The following is a 21,309-nucleotide window of genomic DNA, read 5'->3' on the forward strand; positions in this document are numbered from 1 at the left end:
TCTCCTACGCGCGAGGTCTTTGATCGTCGCTCCAGGTTTCGCCAACCATCTGACGAACATCGCTGAGCAACTCCTCCGTATCGAATACCACACCCCCTTTGATGGTGAATTCAAGGCAGCGCTTACGTTCGGCGACATTGGTCTCATCGTTAAGTCGAACAGCACCGGTACCGTAGAGCAGCTTGAAGTCAGTCATGGGGTTTTGATTGTGGATGAGGATATCCGCTTCCTTTCCGACTTCAAGTGTGCCGGTCTTGTGCTCGATGCCGAGTAATTCGGCGCCCTGCAACGTTGCTGCGCGCAGCATCTCTTGTGGGCTGAAGCCTGCCTCTTGCAGAAGCTCAAGCTCTCGCACGTAGCCGAAGCCGTACACTTGGAACATGAAGCCGGAGTCGCTTCCTGGGCAAACGCGTCCGCCGCGATTTTTGTACTCATTCAGGAACTGCATCCAGATCCTGAAGCTTTCCTTCCATTCCAGTTCGTTTTTGGTCGACCAGCGGAAGAAGTATGCGCCATGGCCACCGCGCTGGGGCTGGAAGTAGTTCCAGGAGGTGCTATCGGTGTACGCATCATGCCAGTCAGCGCGGCGGGCTCTCATCACATCCCGGTTGCTGTCATAAACGTTCATGGTGGGAACGAACGTGTGACCCACCTCCAGGAATGCTTCGAGAACCTCATTCCACTTCTGGCTGCCAGGCTTGGTTGCCTGAAGGAAGGTTCTACCGGCAGTAGCAAAACGAATGTATTCGTCGTTGTAGTTGTAGTCATCATCGATGAACTGCAACGTGCTGCCTTCCATCAGCGCCTCAGGCAGGCCGTAGGAGTGTTCGGTGCTGGTCAGGCCCCACTTGGCGGTTTTTAGCGCATTCATTCGTCCAACGGACAGCTGAGCGTGGTGGCAGCACGTCTTGAGGCCGAGTTTTTTACATTCATCCAGGGCGGCCTCCATGATCGCGGGAGGAGAGCCAAAGAATTTCACACCACACGCACCTTTATCTCGAACCTGGCGAAGCCACTCGCGCCCCTGTTCCGGGTTGTAGATCACCTTCAGGTAGTCGTTGACCGCCGGGAAGTAGACGTATGGGTAGAGGTTGGGGGCATCGATTGCATACTCAGCAGCCGACTTCTGCTGCTCGCATGTCCAGGCCAGGCCATTCATGCAGCCTGCTTCCCTGACCGAGGTGACGCCATGAGCGAGCCACAGCTTGTAGACGTAGTCGGCAGGCAGCATCTCTCCGCTCTCGGCGTGGAATGGTGTGCCGATGTGGGCGTGGCAGTCGATGAAGCCGGGCGTGGCGAATTTGCCGTGGCAGTCAATTTCGTGCACGCCTTTGGCAGGGCGGCGTTCGGGGTTTATGGGTAAGCCGGGGACGCCGACAGCGGCGATTTCGGTAATGAGGCCGTTTTCTACAACGATGTCGGCAGGGCCCCAAGGCGGAGCTCCGGTGCCGTCGATGACCGTAATGCCGCGCAATACCAGGCGATTGAAAGGCCCAAATCCGCGCTCGCTGCGTGTAGCAGGCTTGACTTGGCCTAGGCCTTTCTTGGCGAAGCCTGCCACCATCTCCTCGCCGACCTCGATGGGTGTCGCAGAGCTCGTCTTCACATTGCCTCCTATTATTTTAATGATTACCAACTCGACGGTTCGCCGATGCTGTTGGAGCTGATCGCGGCTCACGCAGCAGTCTAGATGCTGGCGCGGAGCCGCTCAGGCGGGTGCTACGGTGTTTAGCGACCCTGGGCAGATGGGCAGTAAGAAAAGTGGCCTGAATCTCATCTGGTAAGCGGGTGTCACCATGGTTCTGGCTCGGTGAGGGTCATCGCAACTGGCCTGTTAGCGCGGCTGGAATCATTCAGCTGGATGGGTTACCCCTCGGCTTTAATCCTATCCGTGAAGGCATGTCGTTTCTTAGTAGCTGAGATGCGAGAGGCGGCTGATTATTTCCGTCTTCAGACAGGTAGAAATAGAGAAAATAGGAAAATTGAGGCCAAAATTCCTATTTTGTTGCGGTAGCAAGGTGCCTTCGGGCGGCGCTCAATGAACGAACCCTACTACAACGACAAAAGCGCGGCTTTCATAGAAGGCTCAGGGGATCCGAAAATGAGTGCAGTAAGTTTAGATGTTGGTCATGCAGTGGATGCGAATGCGATGCGGCGCAAGGCCATCATCGCCACTGTTCTAGGGAATGGATTCGAGTGGTTTGACTTCATGGTGTATGGTTTTTTTGCCATCATCATCGGCAAACTGTTTTTCCCTACCGGAGATGACTTGACGTCATTGATGCTCTCGGCGGCAACCTTTGGTGTGGGCTTCCTTGTCCGTCCCGTAGGTGGTGTTCTGATTGGTATCTACTCAGACCGCTACGGTCGCAAGGGTGCGCTGTCGCTCACCATCATTCTGATGGGTGTGGGTACCGCAATGATTGGCCTGGCGCCAACCTACGAGCAGGCGGGTCTGCTGGCTCCGTGCATGATTGTCTTTGCCCGTCTGCTACAAGGCATTTCTGCAGGTGGGGAAATGGGGGCTGCTACCGCCTACCTCACCGAGCAGGCGCCAGAGGGCAAGAAGGCTTACTACTCCAGCTGGATTCAAACCAGTATCGGCTTCGCTGTGCTGCTGGGTGCGTGCTTCGGTACCGGTATCACCTTGGGTCTGAGTCCTGAAGAGGTCGAGAGCTGGGGGTGGCGTATTCCTTTCCTGTTCGGCATCTTGATCGGCCCGATCGGCTACTTCATTCGTCGCAATCTGCATGAGTCGCCTGTGTTCGAGGAGTCCTCGGATCTGACCGAGACGCCATTGCGCGATGTGCTTTGTGATTATCCTTGGCAAGCAATTGCCAGCTTCTCCATGATCGTGCTGTGGACGGTGTGCATCTATGTGATTCTGTTCTACATGCCCACCTATTCGGTCAAGGTGCTCAAGCTTCCGCAATCGGCATCGTTCATTGCGGCAATGGTTGGGGGTGGGGTGATCACGTTCTGCTCGCCAATTACCGGGTGGATCTCGGACAAGATCGGCCGTAAGTACTTGTTGGTGGGGGCGTCCGCGGCGATGCTGCTGTTGGCCTGGCCTATGTTCAACATGATCGCTAGCGCTCCATCGCTGTACACGCTGTGCGTGTTCCAGGCTGTATTCGGTGTGCTGATTGCGGTCTATACCGGCCCGATCTTGGCTGCCCTGTCTGAAACGTTCCCGGCCAAGGTGCTTTCTACTGGCCTGTCGCTGGCCTACAACCTGGCGGTAATGACTTTCGGCGGATTCGCCTCGCTGATTCTGACTTGGCTGATCAGTGCGACGGGCACGGTTACTGCGCCGGCCTTCTATGTGATGATTGCTGCTGCGTTCAGTCTGATGGGTGTCCTGCTTGGCTACAGGCAGCCAGGTCGTCGCTGATCGTTAGGAGGCCCCGGGTCGCTAGCAGGCGATCTGGGGCTTTTGCATTTTCGGATAGGAAGCTAATTTCAGAATGGTTTCTTCCTTCTCAAAGAAGGATAAATAGGCAAATTGTTCCTATTCTGAGTTGGTAGAGCCAGATGCGCTCTCGGCTTACAGTATCTAACGTCCGTCGCTCTACCTTGGGTGCCTCCAATAGAGCCGTTGCGTTCCCGTGCTGATGATCGAGACCAGGCTTCTCCAAATGACAAAAAATAATCCTATCCCGTTCGACCTTAACCTCTTGTTGAACCTGCGCTCCAAGCTTGAGGCTCAAACGTCGGCGGAGGTTCGATTCGATGCCGCCACTCGCGCAATCTACGCCTCTGAAGCTTCGAACTATCGTCAATTACCCATTGGGATCGTGATTCCCAGGAGCGTCGACGATATCGTGACCACGGTGCGCCTCTGCAAGGAGGCTGGCATTCCGATCCTGCCGCGAGGCGCTGGTACCTCCATGTGCGGCCAGGCTGTGAACGCAGCGGTCGTGATCGATGCTTCCAAATACCTGCATGCCATTCATGAAATCGACCCAGCAAGGCGTCTGGCCAGGGTTGAGCCAGGTGTGATTTGCGACCAGTTGAAGGGTGAGGCTGCGAAGGTAGGGCTGACTTTTGGCCCTGATCCGGCTACCCATAGCCGTTGCACGTTGGGTGGGATGATTGGCAACAATTCCTGCGGTGCACACTCGGTCATGGCGGGCAAAACGGTCGAGAACATCGAGCGCCTGGAAATCCTAACCTATGACGGCGAGCGGTTCTGGGTGGGCCCTACTGATGAGGTGGCTTACCAAGAACACATGAAGGCCGGTGGTCGTCGCGCGGAAATCGTACGCGCGCTCAAAGAGCTGGTTGATCGTAACGAAGAGCAGATTCGTGAAGGTTTCCCAAAGCTCAAACGTCGCGTCTCCGGTTACAACCTTGATCAGTTACTGCCTGAAAACGGTTTCAACATTGCTCGTGCGCTGGTGGGTGTAGAAGGCACCTGTGTCACCGTCCTGCAGGCCGAAACGATCCTGGTGAAAAACCCAACGCATCGCGTGTTGGTAGTGCTGGGTTACGAAGAAATCTACTACGCCGCGGACTCGGTACCTCAGCTGCTGCCCCTCAATCCTATCGCGATGGAAGGATTGGATGACGGCATCATTGATGGCCTCAAAGTCCGCGGAATGAAGCTCGCTGATATTGCAGAGCTGCCAGCTGGCAACGCATGGTTGATGATCGAGTTTGGTGCCCTGTCGACTGAGGAGGCGATTGCATTCGCGCAGAAGGCTGTCGACATTGCGCCGGAGTTGCCGGGGCGCCCAAGTGTGCGGCTGGTCAGTGATGCGGGGTTGATGAATCGAATCTGGACTATTCGTGAGACGGGCGCGTCGGCGACATCTCTCGGCCTGGATCCGAATGAGCCTGATCCTGTTGTAGGTTGGGAAGACGCCGCGGTGGAGCCCGAGCACCTCGGCAAATACCTTCGCGAATTCAAGTCCATCGTCAGTAGCTATGGCTACAAGACGAACCTTTATGGCCACTTCGGTGACGGCTGCATCCACTCGCGCATCACCTTTGACCTCAAGTCGCAGGATGGCCTGGATAACTGGCGCGCCTTCCTGGATGAGGCTGCTCACCTGGTTGTGCGCTACGGCGGTTCGCTTTCCGGTGAGCATGGTGATGGCCAGGCGAAGGGCGAATACCTGCGCATCATGTACTCCGACGAGATCATGAATGCCTTTGCCGAATTCAAGGCTATCTGGGATCCGCTGAACAAGATGAACCCAGGTAAGCTCATCCACGCTATGCCTGTGGATGCCAACCTGCGATTGGGCCCGGACTATGAGCGCCGTGATATCCCGAGCCAATTCACCTACGACGCCCGTTTAGGTGACAAGGGTCTCGCCCGTGAGACCGAGCGCTGCATCGGGATGGGCAAGTGCCGTTCGCTGGATGGTGGCACGATGTGCCCAAGCTTCAGGGCTACGCGAGAAGAGAAGTACTCCACCCGCGGTCGTGCCCGGTTGTTCTTCGAGCTGCTGAAGGGTGATGTCATCGAGGATGCGTGGCAGAACGAGGAGGTCAAAGACTCCCTTGATCTGTGTTTGAGCTGCAAAGGCTGCAAGACCGATTGCCCAACCAACGTGAACATTGCCAGGTACAAAACGGAGTTCCTCAATCGCTACTACAGCGAGAAGCGTCGTCCGGTGATGGACGCCATGATTGGGCGTATCGGCGAATGGTTGCCTCATGCAACCAAGCTTTCGCCCGTGCTCAATTACGCCATGGGTAATCCCCTGGTGCGTACGGCTGGCACTTACTTCGGTCTGGCGCGTGAAGCCAAGTTCCCGAAGATTGCCTCCAAGAGCTTCCGCAGCAGCGCCACGGCCAAGCGCATCCTGAAGAATGAAAGGGCAAGCGCTGGCACCGAGGTGCTGTTGTGGGTCGACAGCTTCAACAATGGATTCACACCCAAGGTGCTTGAGGCCGGCGTAACGGTTCTCGAAGCGCTGGGCTTTACCGTGAAATTGATGAAGCGCCACGTGTGCTGCGGTCGGCCTTACTACGACGTCGGGATGATTGATCAGGCCAAGTCCAACCTCGAGCAGATTCTTGATCAGCTGGAACCGGTACTTGACGAGGGCCTTCCGGTCATCGTGCTTGAGCCGAGTTGTTTGTCGGTGTTCCGAGATGAGATGCCGGGCCTGTTCCCAACGGATCAGCGCGCCAAGAAGCTTGAGAAATCGATCATGACCTTGAGTGAGTTCATCAAGGGGCGTGGGCTTGAGTTGCCTTCGATTGATGAGGACGTTCGCATTCATGGCCACTGCCACCAGAAATCGTGTGGCGGCATGGGGGGAGAGCAGGGCGTCCTCGAGAAACTGGGCGGTAAAGGGCAGGTGATTGCCGCAGGTTGCTGTGGCGTGGCGGGCGCTTACGCTTACCACAGCAAGACCGCGCCGATTGCGAAAATCATCGGTGAGAAAGAGTTTAAGCCTCATCTCGACAAGATCCCTCAGGAAGCGGCTGTCGTGGCTGATGGGTTCAGTTGCCGCGGACAAATCCGGAACGTGAGTGGCAGGGAACCGATGCACTTGGCTGAGTATCTCGCCAAAATTCTGGGCTAGTAGTGCCAGACGCGGCATTCTCAGCCGTTTGGCTGCTATGGTCGATCGGCCCTGGCAGCCATTGAATGCCGTCGTGTTGTTATTTTTGAGTGGGATAGGTAGGTCATGAAGCTCGATGCAGCGATAGAAAACACAGTGTTACGCGAGGCTACGGTGGTGGCAGGTGAAGCCGCCATGGATCGCGAAATCACATGGGTTCACATCGTCGATCACCCTGAGATCACCAATTGGTTGAAGCCCGGCGAGCTTCTGTTGACTACGGGCTACAACTGGCCGGTTGATGACGAGGAATGCCGGGTTATGGTGCGCCGGCTGAGCGAAATCGGTTTGGCTGGTGTAGTGCTTGCCGTGCCGCATTTTCGAGAGCACTTCACTCAGGCTGCTATCGATGAAGCGAACCGGTGTCACCTGCCATTGCTCGAGTTGCCGTGGGAGATTCAGTTCAGCGAAATCATGCATGACGTGTTGGCTCGGATTATCAACATTCAGGCCGAGACGATCCGTCGTTCAGATCACATTCATCGTACCTTGACTGAGGCTGCTCTGGAGGGAAACAACCTTGAGGGGCTGGCGAAGGCCTTGTATTCGGCTCTCGACAAGAATGCAACAGTGGTATCGGTAGATGGCACCGTTTTAGGGGCCTCAGATTCTGGAATTGATGAGGCAGTCGAGCGGGCGCTTGTCAAAAAGATCACAGAGCTTGAGTCGCTTTCGGATTTCTTTGACTCCAACGCGCCAAAAGTTGTGACTGAAGGGGTGGAGCGTCCGAGGTTGGGGGGCGCCATCAGGCTTCGCGGCGAGGTGATGGGTGTCGTCTGGTTGCACAGTGAGCAGGCTGACTTTGAGGAGTTGGATTCGCGTGCGCTCGAGCATGCAGCAGTCATCGCGGCTTTGCACCTCACGTACCAACGACAGTTGTCTGATCAGGAGACTCGACTGGGTTATGCCTTCGTGGCAGGCCTGCTGGAGGGGAAGTTTTCGGCCACACCGAGCGCGATTGAGCGCGCGCAAGCGTCCGGGTGGGGGGAGAACCGAAACTACCGCGTTTGCCTGGTGCTGTTGAATGAACCTATCCCCCTGTCGGTGGAGGGATTTAATCGGCGTACCAAGATTGCTGACCGGATCGCTCAGACGATGCAGGGCATGGGTATTGCTCCACTCATGTCTGTCTCGCTCAATCAGGTGAGTTTCCTGCTTCCATCAGAAAACTCACCTGACGCTATTTGGAGGTCGGTACGAACCGAAGGCAGTGCCATGGCGGTCAGTCGCGTGCATCAGGGTGTCACTGGAATGGCTCAAGGGGCGGAGGACGTATTGGCACTCCTGCCACTGCTCAAGCCCGGCAAGCTGCATGATTTTGACGAGGTGCTGTTCCCAAGAGCGCTCATGGGGGATTCCGATGCCAGGCGCTTGTTGATAGAGAAGCTCATTGAGCCGCTGGGTAACCCCAAGCGTGGCAATGCCTTGATTGACACTGTGCTGACGCTGGCCCGGGAGGGCTTCCAACTCCTCAACACTGCCAAGGCGCTTGATATCCACATCAGTACGCTGCGGTATCGGGTTGAGCGCATTGAGTCGATGCTGGGCATCTCGTTGGACAATCCGGACGATAAGTTCAAGTTGCAGGTGGCTGCACAGATGTATGTGTTGGCCGCCGACGATAAATAAGCGTTTGCTTGTCAGTTGAGACTCGCCTTCGAAAAGGGGCTGCGCTTCATTCGACAATGAGGGAGGTAGTGTGAGTAGGCGAGTTTTGAAAACCTCGTGTGGGTTACATCTGGTGTCACAGTCGGAAGGCACCTTGATAGATCCGAAAGGGAAGGTGATCCAACAGGAGTTGGTGGATCTGGCTCGGGCAGCAGTCAGTTTGAAGCTTGCAGGTAATCGGGTAGTGGTAGCAGTGGGGGAGCCTCCGAACGCTAAAGGAGATTATCCCGGCGACCAGGTCTACCGAACAGGCTACGCCTCCATGGTGGTTTCTCAGACGAAACTGATGTCGGAGTGGAAGAAGTGCTTCGACAGTTGCAGTGAGCTAGCTGCTCAAGTGCTAGTGGATGCCGTGGTGTTCCATAACAAGCACCGGGCCCAGCAATTGGCGGGCGTCCTGACCGAGCTCACTGACATGGGCGTAATTCCCATGGTGGGCCTGAGTGCGGCGGGGCGGGGTGTTGGGAGTTCGCTTTTGGACACCTTCCTGATTACTTTGCTGGATAAACAAACCAGTGCAGTACGTGCCAAGGCGGCAGTCTAAAGCAGTCGAGTAGGCCTGGGTAGGTATGGCCATCTGATAGGGGTGGGAGAAAAAAAGCGTCTTGAATTCGTTCCTCGAGTAGGTAGTTCCTGCAGCTGCTGATCCGGTTCAATGCCCGACCATAAGTCCCACGGATTGGGCCTGCCGGTCGTGCAACAGCCGATTAGTCAGTTACAGAAATTGTTTGCCTGCCTAATAATAACTCGAGGCTTGTCTAGATGTCCCATACACCCCCTCCAGCCCGCTCAGCCAATGCTGAAGGCTCAAACCTTGCCCCTGGGTTAAAGCAGCGCCATGTCACCATGCTCTCGATTGCGGGTGTAATCGGTGCAGGCTTGTTTGTTGGCTCCGGTCACGCGATCGCTGCAGCCGGCCCAGCAGTGCTTCTTTCCTACCTCGCTGCTGGCACACTCGTGGTGCTGGTCATGCGCATGCTTGGTGAAATGGCCGTCGCATCACCCGATACCGGCTCATTCTCGACCTATGCCAACAGGGCTATTGGTCAGTGGGCTGGCTTTTCCATTGGTTGGCTTTACTGGTGGTTCTGGGTGCTTGTGATTCCGCTTGAGGCTATTGCGGCTGCGGCAATCCTAAATACCTGGTTCCCAGGCATTGAAACGTGGGCGTTCGCTTTAGCCATCACGGCCTTGCTGACCTTGTCCAACCTGTTCAGTGTCGCCAAGTACGGTGAGTTTGAGTTCTGGTTCGCGCTATCGAAGGTGGTCGCGATCATGGCCTTCATCGTGTTGGCTGCCGTCGCTCTGGTTGGAGGTCTCCCAGGTCGCGAAGTGGAAGGATTCATCGCTACGATGAATGCCAACGGTGGTTTCGCACCCAATGGATACGGCCCGGTTCTGGGCGCACTGCTTACTACGATGTTCAGCTTCATGGGTACTGAGATTGTCACCATTGCCGCAGCAGAGTCCAAAAATCCTGCTCAGCAGATCGCGCGGGCGACCAACTCGGTGATCTGGCGGATCGGTATCTTCTACATCGTCTCCATCTTCATGGTGGTGTCTATCGTGCCTTGGAACGATGCACAGTTGTCAGTAGTAGGCTCCTACCAGCGTGCCCTCGAACTTCTGCAGATTCCGTACGCAAAACTGATCGTCGACATCGTGGTATTAGTCGCAGTAGCAAGCTGCCTGAACTCGGCTATCTATACCGCTTCCCGGATGCTCTTCTCCTTGGCCAAGCGTGGTGATGCACCTCAGGGCTTAAAGATTACGACCGTTTCAAACGTCCCGCGTAAAGCCGTTCTGGCCAGTACGGCTATTGGCTTCCTCACCACTGCGATCAACTACTTCGCACCAGAGAGTGTCTTTGCATTCCTGCTGGCGACCTCGGGCGCCGTTGCGTTGCTGGTGTATCTGGTTATTGCGGTGTCGCAGCTGCGCATGCGCAAGCAATTGATCGCAAGCGGCCACGAGCTCGGCTTCAAAATGTGGCTTTATCCGTGGCTGACCTGGTTGGTGATCATCTTCATCACCGGTGCCCTGGCATTGATGCTGACACTTCCAAAGCACACGGGTGAGGTGGCTTCTACCGCTGTGCTCGCTCTAGTGATCGTCGCAACGGGTATTTACACCAAGCGCCGCTCCAAGCCTGTCAGCTGGTCGCGGGACGCCGTTGCAACCGAGCGGTGATGCCTCGTCGACTCTGACTTGAGATAAAGGTGGCTACCTTGTGGTGCCGCCTTTTTTCCAAGTGGTCAGGCGTTCGCGGAGCGCTTGGCCACTGATCTCTTGCAGTCCTCCGTCTGACTCAAATCCCTTCTCTCAAAAATCCTATATTAAGTAGGATCAATCAGTGCGGTAGTCCTATTTCATCTGCGTAGTTAGAGCGCTATGAGCTGGATAGCATTGCCACACTGACACACAAAGGTGAATGCCATGTCTTCTCAACAAAAACTGTCTGTATCGCCCCGCACCCAGCACGTTTCCAATGGCGTTGCAGTCGCTCACCCCATCACCGTGAGCCGTGCGGCAGGTGCTTACCTGTGGGATGACCAGGGTAAGAAGTACCTGGACTTCGTAGGTGGTATCGGCGTACTGAACGTCGGTCACAATCACCCACGTGTCGTCGAAGCGGTACGCAAGCAGTTAGACACCTTCTCGCACATCTGCTTCCAGGTTGCCGCCTACGATCAGTACACCGATCTGGCTGCCAAGCTGAATAATCTGGTGGGCGGCCCGGAGCACTATAAGTCAGTGTTCCTGACCACTGGTGCTGAAGCTGTTGAGAACGCGATCAAGATCGCTCGCGCCCATACCAACCGCCCTGGCGTGATTGCCTTCCGCGGTGGTTTCCATGGTCGCACCCTGATGGGGATGACCCTGACTGGCATGAGCCAGCCATATCGCCAGAACTTCGGCCCTTACGCGCCGGACATCTACCATGCTCCGTACCCGAACGAGTACCGCGGTGTTACCACCGAGAAGGCACTCGCTGCTCTGCAAGAAGTCTTCGACACTCAGTGTGCTGCTGACCGTGTTGCGGCGATCATCATCGAGCCTGTTCAAGGTGACGGTGGTTTCATTCAAGCGCCGGTTGAATTCATGCGTGCTCTGCGCAAGAAAACCGAAGAACTGGGCATCGTTCTGATTTGCGACGAGATCCAGACTGGCTTCGGTCGTACTGGCAAAATGTTTGGCTTCGAGCACTCGGGCATCCAGCCTGACCTGGTAACTGTCGCCAAGAGCCTGGCCGGTGGTCTGCCCATCTCGGGTGTTGTAGGTCGTGCCGCAATTATGGATGCACCTCTGCCTGGTGGTCTGGGTGGTACCTACGGCGGTAACCCACTGGGCTGCGCAGCAGCACTGGAAGTCATCAAGATTTTCGAGTCCGAGAACCTGACCGAGCGCAGCCGCGCCATTGGTGCGCAGCTCCTGGAGGGCTTCAAGCCTCTGGAAGGTCGTTTCAAGGGCATTGGTCACGTACGTGCCACCGGCGCCATGGCCGCCGTAGAGTTCGTTACCGATCGCGATACCAAAGAGCCCGATGCCGCCACTGCCCAGCGCGTGATTGATGCTGCCCGTGAAGAAGGTCTGCTGGTCATCAAGTGTGGCGTCTACCGTAACGTCGTTCGCTTCATCTGCCCTCTGGTGATTTCCGAGCAGGATGTTGCTGAGGCGCTGGGTATGTTTGAGCGTGCGCTGGTTGCCGCCAAGGCCTGAGCCTGACGGTCTATCGTTTTAGCACCGCAATTATTCTGGAGTGGTTATGACCCCGTTTGAAGCGTTCAATGAGGTTGATATTCGTGTCGGCGAAGTCGTGCGAGTAGAGCTCAATGAAAAAGCAAACAAGCCAGCTTATAAGTTCTGGATCAATTTTGGTGAGCTGGGTGAGAAGACCACCAGCGCTCAGTACACCAAGCTCTACAGCCCCGAAGAACTTGTCGGTAAGCAGGTCGTTTGCGCCGTCAATCTGGGCTCAAGGAAGATTGCAGGCTTCACCTCCGAGGTGTTGATGCTGGGCGTAGACCGTGAGCCAGGTGAAGTCGTTTACCTGACCACCGAGCGCGCGGTAACCCTCGGAAGCAAAATTTTCTAACCCCTGGTCGCCGCGCTTGCGTGTGGCGACTGACCCAAAACAAGTAAACCTAAAAGTAGGATACCAAGATGCAACTGACCGACTTCAAAGCGCTGACCTTCGACTGCTACGGCACCCTGATCGACTGGGAAACCGGCATCGTCAACGCACTGCAACCTCTGGCCAAGCGCACTGGCAAGACCTTCACTTCCGACGAACTGCTGGAAGTGTTTGGCCGCAACGAGTCGCCTCAGCAAACTGAAACCCCGGGTGCTCTGTACCAGGACATCCTGCGTGCCGTTTATGACCGTATCGCCAAAGAGTGGGGCCTGGAACCTGACGCTGCCGAACGTGAAGAATTCGGTACTTCGGTCAAGAACTGGCCTGCCTTCCCAGATACCGTTGAAGCGCTGCAGTACCTGAAAAAGCACTACAAGCTGGTCATTCTGTCGAACATCGACCGCAACGAGTTCAAGCTGAGCAACGCTAAACTGGGCGTTGAGTTCGACCACATCATCACCGCGCAGGACGTTGGTTCGTACAAGCCGAACCCGAACAACTTCACCTACATGATCGACGCTCTCGCTAAGGCCGGCATCGAGAAGAAAGACATTCTGCACACCGCAGAAAGCCTGTACCACGACCACATCCCTGCCAACGACGCTGGCCTGGTTTCGGCCTGGATTTACCGTCGCCACGGTAAAGAAGGTTATGGCGCTACCCACGTACCGTCGCGCATGCCGAATGTGGACTTCCGCTTCAACAGCATGGGCGAAATGGCCGAAGCGCATAAGCAAGCGCTGAAGGGCTAAGTCCATTGCCGGCAGCCTCAGGGCTGCCGGTTTTTTTATCCGTCGTGCGGAATCTGGCTGTTATGAGCGCTCTAGAGACTTCAACCGTTAAATCAAATTCCGCGATGATCCCTGCTGTTCTGGCGGTGATCATATGGAGCACGCTTGCTGTCAGCGTCACATTTTGCAGCGACGTCTCTCCTATGTTTATTACGGGTGCCGCGCTATTCATTGGCGGAGTAATTGGCTTGCCGTGGATCAAGCTCTGGCGCATGCCGCGGCGGCTTTTTGTGTGGGGCACGCTTTGCATGCTTGCCTATCACCTTATTTATTTTTATGCGCTCCAGCTGGCTGATCCTATCGGCGTGAGCCTGCTGCACTATCTGTGGCCTGTGCTGATAGTTGTATTGGCACCGTTGTTTGTTTCCACTGGGAAGCTGACGGCCAAGTCAATACTGGCTGGTGCTATTGGCTTCGCGGGTGCCATCATCAGCTGCAACCCAGATCATGCCGTAGGTGCAGGCAGTTGGCTGGGGTACCTCCTCGCGTTCGTGTCAGCAATTCTCTGGGCTGTGTACTCTTTGCTGGCAAAGCAATATCCGAATGTAAAAAGCGTGTCTGTCGGTCTTTTCTGCATTGTTTCTGGCGCAGTTTGCTTGGCATTGTATCGAGCGGGTGCTGACTGGCCCTCGCTCACCACGAGCGAGTTTTGGGCGATTCTGTACATGGGCATTGGGCCGATGGGAGGAGCGTTTTATGTCTGGGATCATGCGATGAAGAAAGCTTGCCATGAGCAAGTTGCTGTTCTCAGTTACGCTACGCCTGTTCTTTCTACTGCCTTCCTGGCGCTTTACCTCCAGGTTGGCATGCAATGGTATATCTGGGTCGGAGCAGCTCTGGTAGTTTGCTCAATGATCATGTCTAAAAAGGCATAATCAGCGTTCACGATTTAAGTTTCGCTCAGCCGGTAGATGAATTGAAATGGTCACTCGATTCTGGTCTCTACCGTCGTTGTACGTTGCCCCCTCACACTGGGGGCTTTTTTATGGGGATCGTATTCATACAGGGGAGGGAGATGAGCGGCTCGAAAAAATCGGAAAAGCATTGATTAGGCCTGTGAGTAACTCTGCGAAATTAAAATAAACAGAGGTTTTTAAGATGGATGTTACAAGTACTAATTTAGATGAAGACAGTAAGGCGAGGGGTAGTCTGAAGGCTGGGCTGAAATCACGCCATCTGACAATGATGTCCATCGCTGGAGTTATCGGTGGATCCTTGTTTGTTGGATCGGGAAGCGTGATTCACAGCGCAGGCCCGGCGGCGGTGCTGGCTTTTCTGGTAGGCGGTATCCTCATGATGCTGATCATGCGGATGCTTGGGGAAATGGCCACTTCATCTCCTGACTCTGGATCATTTTCCACCTACGCTGATCGAGCAATTGGGCGCTGGGCCGGTTTTACAATCGGTTGGCTTTACTGGGGTTACTGGGTAAGCCTGATGGCTTGGGAGGCCTATGTAGCCGGTAAGATCCTGCACGGATGGTTCCCTGGTGTGAGTGTCAACGTGTTTGTCCTGGCGGTGACCCTTGGGCTGATCAGCATCAATTTCTTCAACGTGAAGAACTACGGCGAATTCGAGTTCTGGTTCGCTCTGATCAAGGTTGTGGCGATCGTATGCTTCCTGGTGGTCTGCTGTCTGGCTGTCATGAATATCTGGACTGCGGGAGAGGTGAAGGGCATCACAAACTTGACCGCACACGGCTTTGTACCCAACGGAATAGAGCCGGTCGTGGGTGCCATGCTGGGCGTTATGTTCGCTTTCCTCGGAGCGGAAATCGCGACGATCGCGGCATCGGAATCGCAGAATCCTTCTCAGCAAATCATCAAAACCACTAAATCGGTGGTGTGGCGGGTTGGTCTGTTTTATGTGGGATCGATTTTCCTAATCGTGTGCTTGGTGCCATGGAATGACCCAATGCTCGGCGAATCCGGTTATGGCTCTTACCGTCGTACCCTCGAGCTGCTGGGCGTTCCTGGCGCCGAGCTGTTGATGAATTTCGTTGTACTGACCTCTGTCAGTAGCTGCCTGATTTCTGCCCACTACACCGCGTCGCGGATGCTCTTCTCCTTGGCAACCCGTGGTGACGCTCCGTCGATCTTCAAGGTCATCAAGCCGGAGACCGGCATACCTGTGTACGCCATCATTGGTTCATGTGCCGTTGCGGTGGTGCTGGCACTGATCAATTTCAGTGAGACCCTGCGTCCTAAAGACGTACTGGACACCCTCATGAATATGACAGGAACCATCGCACTGTTGGTGTATTTGGTAATCGCATGCTCCCAACTCAAGATGCGCCGCAAGCTCGATCAAGTTGGTCGGGACATCCCCCTCAGGATGTGGCTCTATCCTTGGCTGACGTGGGGGGTGATCGTCTTTATTGTCGTATGTCTTGCGGCTATGTCATTCATGCCTGAGTATCAGGTGTTGGTTGTATCGACAGGTGGGGCAGGGGTGGCGTTGGCCCTGATCGGTATGCTTCATCAGGCGCGACGTGCCCGGCGTAGCTGAAGGTTTCTTTGGTCAGCAGGGTTGCTCCCATCGACCAGCACTACACTGCTGTGACAGATTGCGTAACCAGACTTGCCCCCTCTCTATCATGGAAGTGAGAGGGGGCATTTTCCTGTCTACTCAGCAAGTACAAACCATCGCCGAAACGGTGATGTCAGATGTCGGTTTCTCAATGTTAGGGCGTGAGTATCAGTCGAAAAGGGCAAGAGGAAACACGATTTTCGGAGTGATCTTATTCAGGCTGCACTTGCAGGCCGAATCGCTGTATCGGCTTGCTTTTCGGGCTGCACTAAGATGTATAGATAACTTACAATCAGGGCTGCGCCAACCCAGCCCATTAGTGGAAGCTGTTCGCGCACGATCATCGCGGCTAAGACTGCCGCCACCACAGGTTCAATCAGCGATAGCGTTGTAGCAGTGCTTGCTGCGATTCTGGCGAGGCCTTTGCCAAATAGGACGTATCCGAGCCCCATCGGGATGAGGATCATGTATAAGCCCACAGCCGCGTTCGTCCAGCTTTCTACCAAGGGAGCCCCCGTCACTAGCAGCACCGGCAGCAAGACAAGTCCTCCTAAGCCAAAGGTGGTGCCCATGGCCGCGTCTGATGAGATGCCGTGCTGGATAAGCCGGTGAGCTGTCCAGGAATAGAGCGCATAGGTCGTGCCGGCGACGAGCCCCAATAGAATTCCAAACAGACTGCGAACTCCCGACTCGCCAATGGCATCGTCGGAGTGGCCGTGTGCCTTGGCCATGCACAGCAAAATAGTGCCCAGAAGGCCGAGTGTTGCGCCGAGAGCCCAGCGCCTGGAGAGGGGTTTGCAGTCAAACATTCGTTCGATCACCGCGCTCAGCAGCGGTGCGGAACCAATGGTGACCACAGTGCCAATGGTTACGCCTGCGAGGTGCATCGAGGTGTAGAAGGCGAGGGGGTAAATAGCTACCGCCGCCGCGCCAATGAAGACGTAAGCGCACTGGGCGCTGAGTTTGGCCCAATCAGCAGCAATGGGCCGCAGGGCAATTACCATCTGCAGCAGGCCGCCCAGTCCCATCGCCGCAGCACCAATCGCCAGAGGGCTGACACTGGGGGCAAAGGTCGCAGCGGTACCGGTTGTTCCCCAGAGCACAGATGCCACCAGGACAAAAATGACACCAACAGTCCTATTCTTGGCGGCTGATAATGCGTGCCCGGTCATACCGCCTCCAGAATCGAGGCAGCTATTCGCCGCGCTTGTTGTACTCGTGCATCGTTTCCTTCAAGGCCTGCACGGGACATCGAGCCCTCGAGAAGAAACGACAGGTGAGACGCGATGTCATCGATCGCCTGTGTGTCGGTAATCCCCATCTCGGCCAAGTGCAGCTGCATCAACTGCTCGACATGCTCTTTGTGGCGCTTTACTGCGGTGCGACCAACATCGCCGACAGGGAGTTCTGCCGCTGCATTGAGCAGGCCGCATCCGCGGAAGCCGCGCTCGTAGGCGCAGTTTGCGTGGTCGGCGTATGCGTCGAATACCGCGAGAATTCTGTCGCGAGGGGTTTGCGCGTTCTGGATCCGGGCGTCATAAAGCGCTAACCATTCGGCGTGCCTGGCTTCGATGAAGGCTGCGACCAGGTCGGCTTTGGAGGAGAAGTTGTTGTACAGGCTCATCTTGGCGACACCGGCCTTGGCCGTAATTGTGTCGATACCAGTAGCAGTGATTCCGTCGTTGTAGAACAGCGTTGCTGCAGCTTCGAGAAGGCGGTCTCTCGCAGCTTTTTGCTTGAGGGGTGGCAAATCATGGACTCCAAATTAGGTAGACCAGTCTACCTATTTTCGAGGCCCTGTACACGGCGACCAGACGAGCAGTCCTTGGCGTTCTCTCAGCCAGTCAACGCTACTCGAGCAAAGCGGTAAGCATTTTCGCAGCGGTGGCTCTGATTCATGACCTGCTATTTCGGGTGCTTAATTTGACCCAATTCATCCTATTTCGGGTAGGTGGATGGTAAGCAGCTCGTTGAATAGGATGGTCATCAGAACAATGGCTGAAGCTGCACTGCGTGAACCTCATGGTTAGTGAGTGAACTCCAAGGCTTTTGAGGCGTGGGTAGTTTCTATTAGATTCGTGTGAGGGTTTTATGAGCTTCGAATTGCAGCGCAAAGAACTGATGGCAACCAAGAACTTCATCGGCGGTGAATGGCAGGACGCAGTTGCGGGGGCAACCATTTCGGTCAACAACCCAGCCACCGGCGAACGTGTTGCCCTGGTACCAAATGGTGACGCTACGGATGCCAAGGCCGCCGTTGATGCAGCTGCTCAGGCTTTCGAAGCCTGGCGCGCCACGCCTGCCAAGCAGCGCGCTGTAATTCTCAAGCGCTGGAATGACCTGATCATGGCTTCTGCTGAAGATCTGGGTAAGATCATCTCCTCTGAGCAGGGTAAGCCGCTCTCTGAAGCGGTCGGTGAAATTGCTTACGCGGCGAGCTACGTTGAGTGGTTTGCCGAGGAGGCCACTCGCGCCAATGGCGACATCATTCCTCAGGCTGTCCGTGGCCGTAAAATGTCGGCTTACAAAGAGCCTGTGGGCATCGTCGCAGCCATTACCCCCTGGAACTTCCCTGCTGCGATGATCGCAAGGAAGATCGCACCTGCATTGGCCGCAGGTTGCACTGTCGTCTGCAAGCCTGCGGCAGAGACGCCACTGACTGCCCTTGCCCTCGTGAAGCTGGCTGAAGAGGCAGGGGTGCCTGCAGGTGTCTTGAACATCGTCATCACCGCTTCCTCGAAGGAAGTCGCGGATGTGTGGCTCGACGATGCGCGTGTTCGCAAAATCACATTTACCGGCTCGACTCCAGTAGGTAAGCACCTTGCCCACGAGTCTTCCCGCACCTTGAAGAAGCTGGCGCTGGAACTAGGTGGTAACGCTCCGTTTATCGTCTTTGATGATGCAGACATCGATGCGGCAGTCGAAGGTTTGATGGTCGCGAAATTCCGCAACGGTGGCCAGACCTGCGTTTGCCCTAACCGCGTTTATGTGCAGTCCAAGGTCTACGGCACCTTCCTGGAAAAGCTCACCGCACGCGTGTCGGCTTTGGTTGTGGGCCCGGCTAGCAATCCCGCTTCGCAGATTGGCCCCATGATCAACGCCAAGGCTATCAACAAGATCGAGGAACATGTGAGCGACGCGGTCGCGCGAGGCGCGCGCGTACTGACGGGTGGCCAGCGTCTCTTCACTGAGCAGCGTGCAGAGTCCACCTACTACGCTCCCACTGTCTTGGCAGATGTTGATCCTGCCGCTCGTTGCTTCCACGAAGAAACCTTTGGCCCTGTCGCACCTATCACCTCGTTCGAAACCGAGGCAGACGTCATCGAGATGGCCAATGACTCTCCGTTCGGCTTGGCCTCCTACTTCTACACCAACGACATGCGTCGGGTGCACCGCGTCACCGACGCCCTGGAGTGCGGCATTGTTGGCGTGAACGAAGGGGCGCTGGCTGCCGAAGCGGCCCCATTCGGCGGTGTGAAAGATTCTGGCTATGGCCGTGAGGGCTCTGTTCACGGGCTTGAAGAATACATGCACATCAAATACGTCTGCCAAGGCGGCCTGGACTAATCGCTTCTCTTTTGCTGGCTTCGCGCTCTGCACCTCTCGGCATTTGAGGTGCAGGGTCGAACCGACTTGTAGACCAGAGGTCGTATGAGCAACCTTCAAGAAAAAGATCAACACTGGGTTCACCCTGTTACGCCGCTGTTGGATCATCAGGCGAAGGGTGTATGCGCTTGGAAGAGCGCAGACGGTATTCACCTGATCGATGTCAACGGACATCGCGTCCAAGATGCGTTTTCAGGTCTGTGGTGTGTAAACGCTGGGTACGGACAGCAGAGCATCGTCGAAGCGGCAAGAAAGCAGCTTGAAGATCTGCCCTATGCGACTGGTTACTTCGGATTTGGTAGTGAGCCTGCGATTGAGCTTGCTGATCGTCTGGCAAGACTGGCCCCACCAGGATTGAATCATGTCATTTTCGGCCAAGGTGGATCTGACGCGGTCGACACGGCCATCCGGACAGTCCGCTATTACTTCAACGCCATTGGTCGACCAGAGAAGAAGCACTTCATCGCTGTGCAGCGTGGCTACCATGGTTCGTCAGCCATCGGTAGCGGTTTGACTGCACTTCCGGTCTTCCACCGTTATTTCGATGTGCCGGCGCCGACTCAGCATCACATCGAGGCACCTTATCCTTACCGTCATAGCGCGGGCCCGGCTGAGGCCGCCATCTTGCAGGCGACGGTTGCGGCGCTTGAGAGCAAGGTGCTGGAAATCGGGCCTGAAAAAGTCGCTGCATTCATTTGCGAGCCGATCATTGGATCTGGTGGGGTGATTGTTCCACCCGCTGGATATTTAAAGGCGATGCGTGCGGCATGTGACAGGCTGGGCATCCTGCTTATCGTAGATGAAGTCATCACGGGCTTCGGTCGCACCGGGCCGATGTTTGCGTGCGAGCACGAAGGTGTAAGCCCTGACTTGATGACGCTGGCTAAAGGGCTAACTTCAGGTTATGCACCGATGGGGGCGACCCTCATCTCCGAGCAGATCTATGCGGCGATCGCAGAGGCTGGCTCCGACGGTACGCCATTCGGTCATGGGCAAACCTACGCAGGTCACCCTGTCAGCGCCGCGATCGCCAACGCAACGCTGGATCTGTACGAAAACGGACTTCTAAAGAACGGCACGGACGTCGGGGAATATTTCCAGTCCAGACTGCGCACCCTGGAAAACCTGGATATTGTTGGTCAGGTTCGGGGGCAGGGCATGCTCGCGGGCTTGGAACTCGTTGCGGACAAGCAGACCAGGGCCAAACCGGACGCCAACCTGAAGTTGGGCCAAAAAATCCTGGCTCATGCGTTTTCGGAGGGGCTGGTGTTCCGCGCGTTTGCTGACGACATCCTTGGGTTCGCACCGTCGCTGAACTACACCAAAGCTGACGTCGACACTCTGATCGAAATTCTCACTTTCTCCATCCAGAAAGTGACTGGTGCTAATTGGGTTTAACCCTGCTGATCTCACCAGACAGCGTTAGGCGCTGTTTTTGAGGGCCTTCTTCTAGAACGCCCTCTTTTTTTTGCCTCATGAAATGACGGTCAGGTGCGAATAGGGCTGTAGTGCTTCGGCTCAGTGAGTTGCCGTCATCGCTTGATGAGTAGCCAGGCGCCTCCGTGCGCTGAATAAAAGATGCTGCGATCAAGCGCCCGAGAGCAATGTTCGGCGCCGGTGGATGCTACTCAGTATTTTGTAATCCCGGATTCGGTCGTGGGAGAGGTGCCCAGCATCTACCAGTCCTCGAATGTAGCCTTCAGCTTTGCCTTGTGCTTCACGCAGATCATCTACAGAGCTGCTGTGGTGGATGTCATCAACGATCAGTTGCCAGCGCTGACTCTGCCGGCGACCGATGGGATCGGCAGAGAAGACAGGAGCTTTCAGAAGATTTTCGTAGTAGCCAGAAACGGGTGGATTGCTCAAGTAGGGCGCTACTCGGTTAAACATGGCCCGAGGTTATCATGCGTATATCTATTCGCCTGTTACTGGCCGGCCTAGGAACATTTTTCTCGCACCGAAGCTTGCGAGATAGTGGTCACCAACACATGAGGTT

General features: G+C 55.7%; 16 protein-coding genes. 12 read left to right on the plus strand and 4 right to left on the minus strand.

The window, feature by feature from the left end; translation table 11 throughout:
* Positions 1–4: 4 nt before the first annotated feature.
* Entirely contained in the window at positions 5–1,678 is a 1,674-nt protein-coding gene (locus ACNQP3_RS13335) for an amidohydrolase family protein (RefSeq protein ID WP_264317170.1), read from the minus strand.
* Positions 1,679–2,149: 471 nt separating this feature from the next.
* Between ACNQP3_RS13335 and ACNQP3_RS13340 the strand changes: the two genes are divergently transcribed.
* The 10 genes from ACNQP3_RS13340 (at position 2,150) to ACNQP3_RS13385 (ending at position 15,686) form a co-directional block, all read left to right on the plus strand.
* Positions 2,150–3,394 (plus strand): MFS transporter, encoded by a 1,245-nt coding sequence (locus ACNQP3_RS13340; protein WP_264317292.1) that lies wholly within the window; start codon positions 2,150–2,152, stop codon positions 3,392–3,394.
* A gap of 244 nt (positions 3,395–3,638) precedes the next feature.
* Positions 3,639–6,545, plus strand: coding sequence for an FAD-binding and (Fe-S)-binding domain-containing protein (locus ACNQP3_RS13345; RefSeq protein WP_264317293.1), 2,907 nt, complete (start codon positions 3,639–3,641; stop codon positions 6,543–6,545).
* A 105-nt stretch (positions 6,546–6,650) separates the two neighbouring features.
* Entirely contained in the window at positions 6,651–8,213 is a 1,563-nt protein-coding gene (locus ACNQP3_RS13350) for a PucR family transcriptional regulator (protein ID WP_264317171.1), read from the plus strand.
* A 133-nt stretch (positions 8,214–8,346) separates the two neighbouring features.
* Positions 8,347–8,796: a hypothetical protein gene (locus ACNQP3_RS13355; protein ID WP_128610691.1), complete on the plus strand. Its 450-nt coding sequence runs from the start codon at positions 8,347–8,349 to the stop codon at positions 8,794–8,796.
* A gap of 218 nt (positions 8,797–9,014) precedes the next feature.
* Positions 9,015–10,442: a GABA permease gene (gene gabP, locus ACNQP3_RS13360; protein WP_063427174.1), complete on the plus strand. Its 1,428-nt coding sequence runs from the start codon at positions 9,015–9,017 to the stop codon at positions 10,440–10,442.
* Positions 10,443–10,688: 246 nt separating this feature from the next.
* Positions 10,689–11,972, plus strand: a complete 1,284-nt coding sequence (gabT, locus tag ACNQP3_RS13365) for a 4-aminobutyrate--2-oxoglutarate transaminase (protein WP_063427173.1) — start codon at positions 10,689–10,691, stop codon at positions 11,970–11,972.
* A gap of 46 nt (positions 11,973–12,018) precedes the next feature.
* Positions 12,019–12,348, plus strand: coding sequence for a tRNA-binding protein (locus ACNQP3_RS13370; protein ID WP_264317172.1), 330 nt, complete (start codon positions 12,019–12,021; stop codon positions 12,346–12,348).
* A 68-nt stretch (positions 12,349–12,416) separates the two neighbouring features.
* Positions 12,417–13,139, plus strand: a complete 723-nt coding sequence (locus ACNQP3_RS13375) for a haloacid dehalogenase type II (protein ID WP_063427169.1) — start codon at positions 12,417–12,419, stop codon at positions 13,137–13,139.
* Between the two features lie 62 nt (positions 13,140–13,201).
* A complete protein-coding gene (locus ACNQP3_RS13380) occupies positions 13,202–14,053 on the plus strand; it encodes a DMT family transporter (RefSeq protein ID WP_128610689.1) in 852 nt (283 codons plus the stop codon).
* Positions 14,054–14,276: 223 nt separating this feature from the next.
* The gene (locus ACNQP3_RS13385) at positions 14,277–15,686 is read left to right on the plus strand and encodes an amino acid permease (RefSeq protein ID WP_264317173.1); all 1,410 of its coding nucleotides are present in this window, start codon (positions 14,277–14,279) and stop codon (positions 15,684–15,686) included.
* Positions 15,687–15,922: 236 nt separating this feature from the next.
* Here the strand turns inward: ACNQP3_RS13385 and ACNQP3_RS13390 are convergent, their stop codons facing one another.
* Both ACNQP3_RS13390 and ACNQP3_RS13395 read right to left on the minus strand, forming a co-directional pair.
* Complete coding sequence (locus ACNQP3_RS13390) at positions 15,923–16,879, minus strand: DMT family transporter (protein WP_264317174.1); 957 nt, start codon at positions 16,877–16,879, stop codon at positions 15,923–15,925.
* Entirely contained in the window at positions 16,876–17,457 is a 582-nt protein-coding gene (locus tag ACNQP3_RS13395; protein WP_264317175.1) for a TetR/AcrR family transcriptional regulator, read from the minus strand. Before ACNQP3_RS13395 ends, ACNQP3_RS13390 begins: the two co-directional genes overlap by 4 nt.
* 341 nt (positions 17,458–17,798) lie before the next feature.
* Here ACNQP3_RS13395 and ACNQP3_RS13400 point away from each other — a divergent pair, with 341 nt between their 5' ends.
* Together ACNQP3_RS13400 and ACNQP3_RS13405 are read left to right on the plus strand one after the other, a co-directional pair.
* Positions 17,799–19,274 (plus strand): NAD-dependent succinate-semialdehyde dehydrogenase, encoded by a 1,476-nt coding sequence (locus tag ACNQP3_RS13400; protein WP_264317176.1) that lies wholly within the window; start codon positions 17,799–17,801, stop codon positions 19,272–19,274.
* Positions 19,275–19,358: 84 nt separating this feature from the next.
* On the plus strand, positions 19,359–20,711 hold the full coding sequence (locus ACNQP3_RS13405) for an aminotransferase class III-fold pyridoxal phosphate-dependent enzyme (RefSeq protein WP_264317177.1): 1,353 nt from the start codon (positions 19,359–19,361) through the stop codon (positions 20,709–20,711).
* Positions 20,712–20,900: 189 nt separating this feature from the next.
* On the opposite strand, the gene ACNQP3_RS13410 is transcribed toward ACNQP3_RS13405, so the two are convergent.
* A complete protein-coding gene (locus ACNQP3_RS13410) occupies positions 20,901–21,179 on the minus strand; it encodes a hypothetical protein (RefSeq protein ID WP_264317178.1) in 279 nt (92 codons plus the stop codon).
* Positions 21,180–21,309 lie beyond the last annotated feature (130 nt).

The sequence above is a fragment of the Pseudomonas sp. LFS074 genome (assembly GCF_047978165.1).
GTDB classification, from domain to species: domain Bacteria; phylum Pseudomonadota; class Gammaproteobacteria; order Pseudomonadales; family Pseudomonadaceae; genus Aquipseudomonas; species Aquipseudomonas putida_P.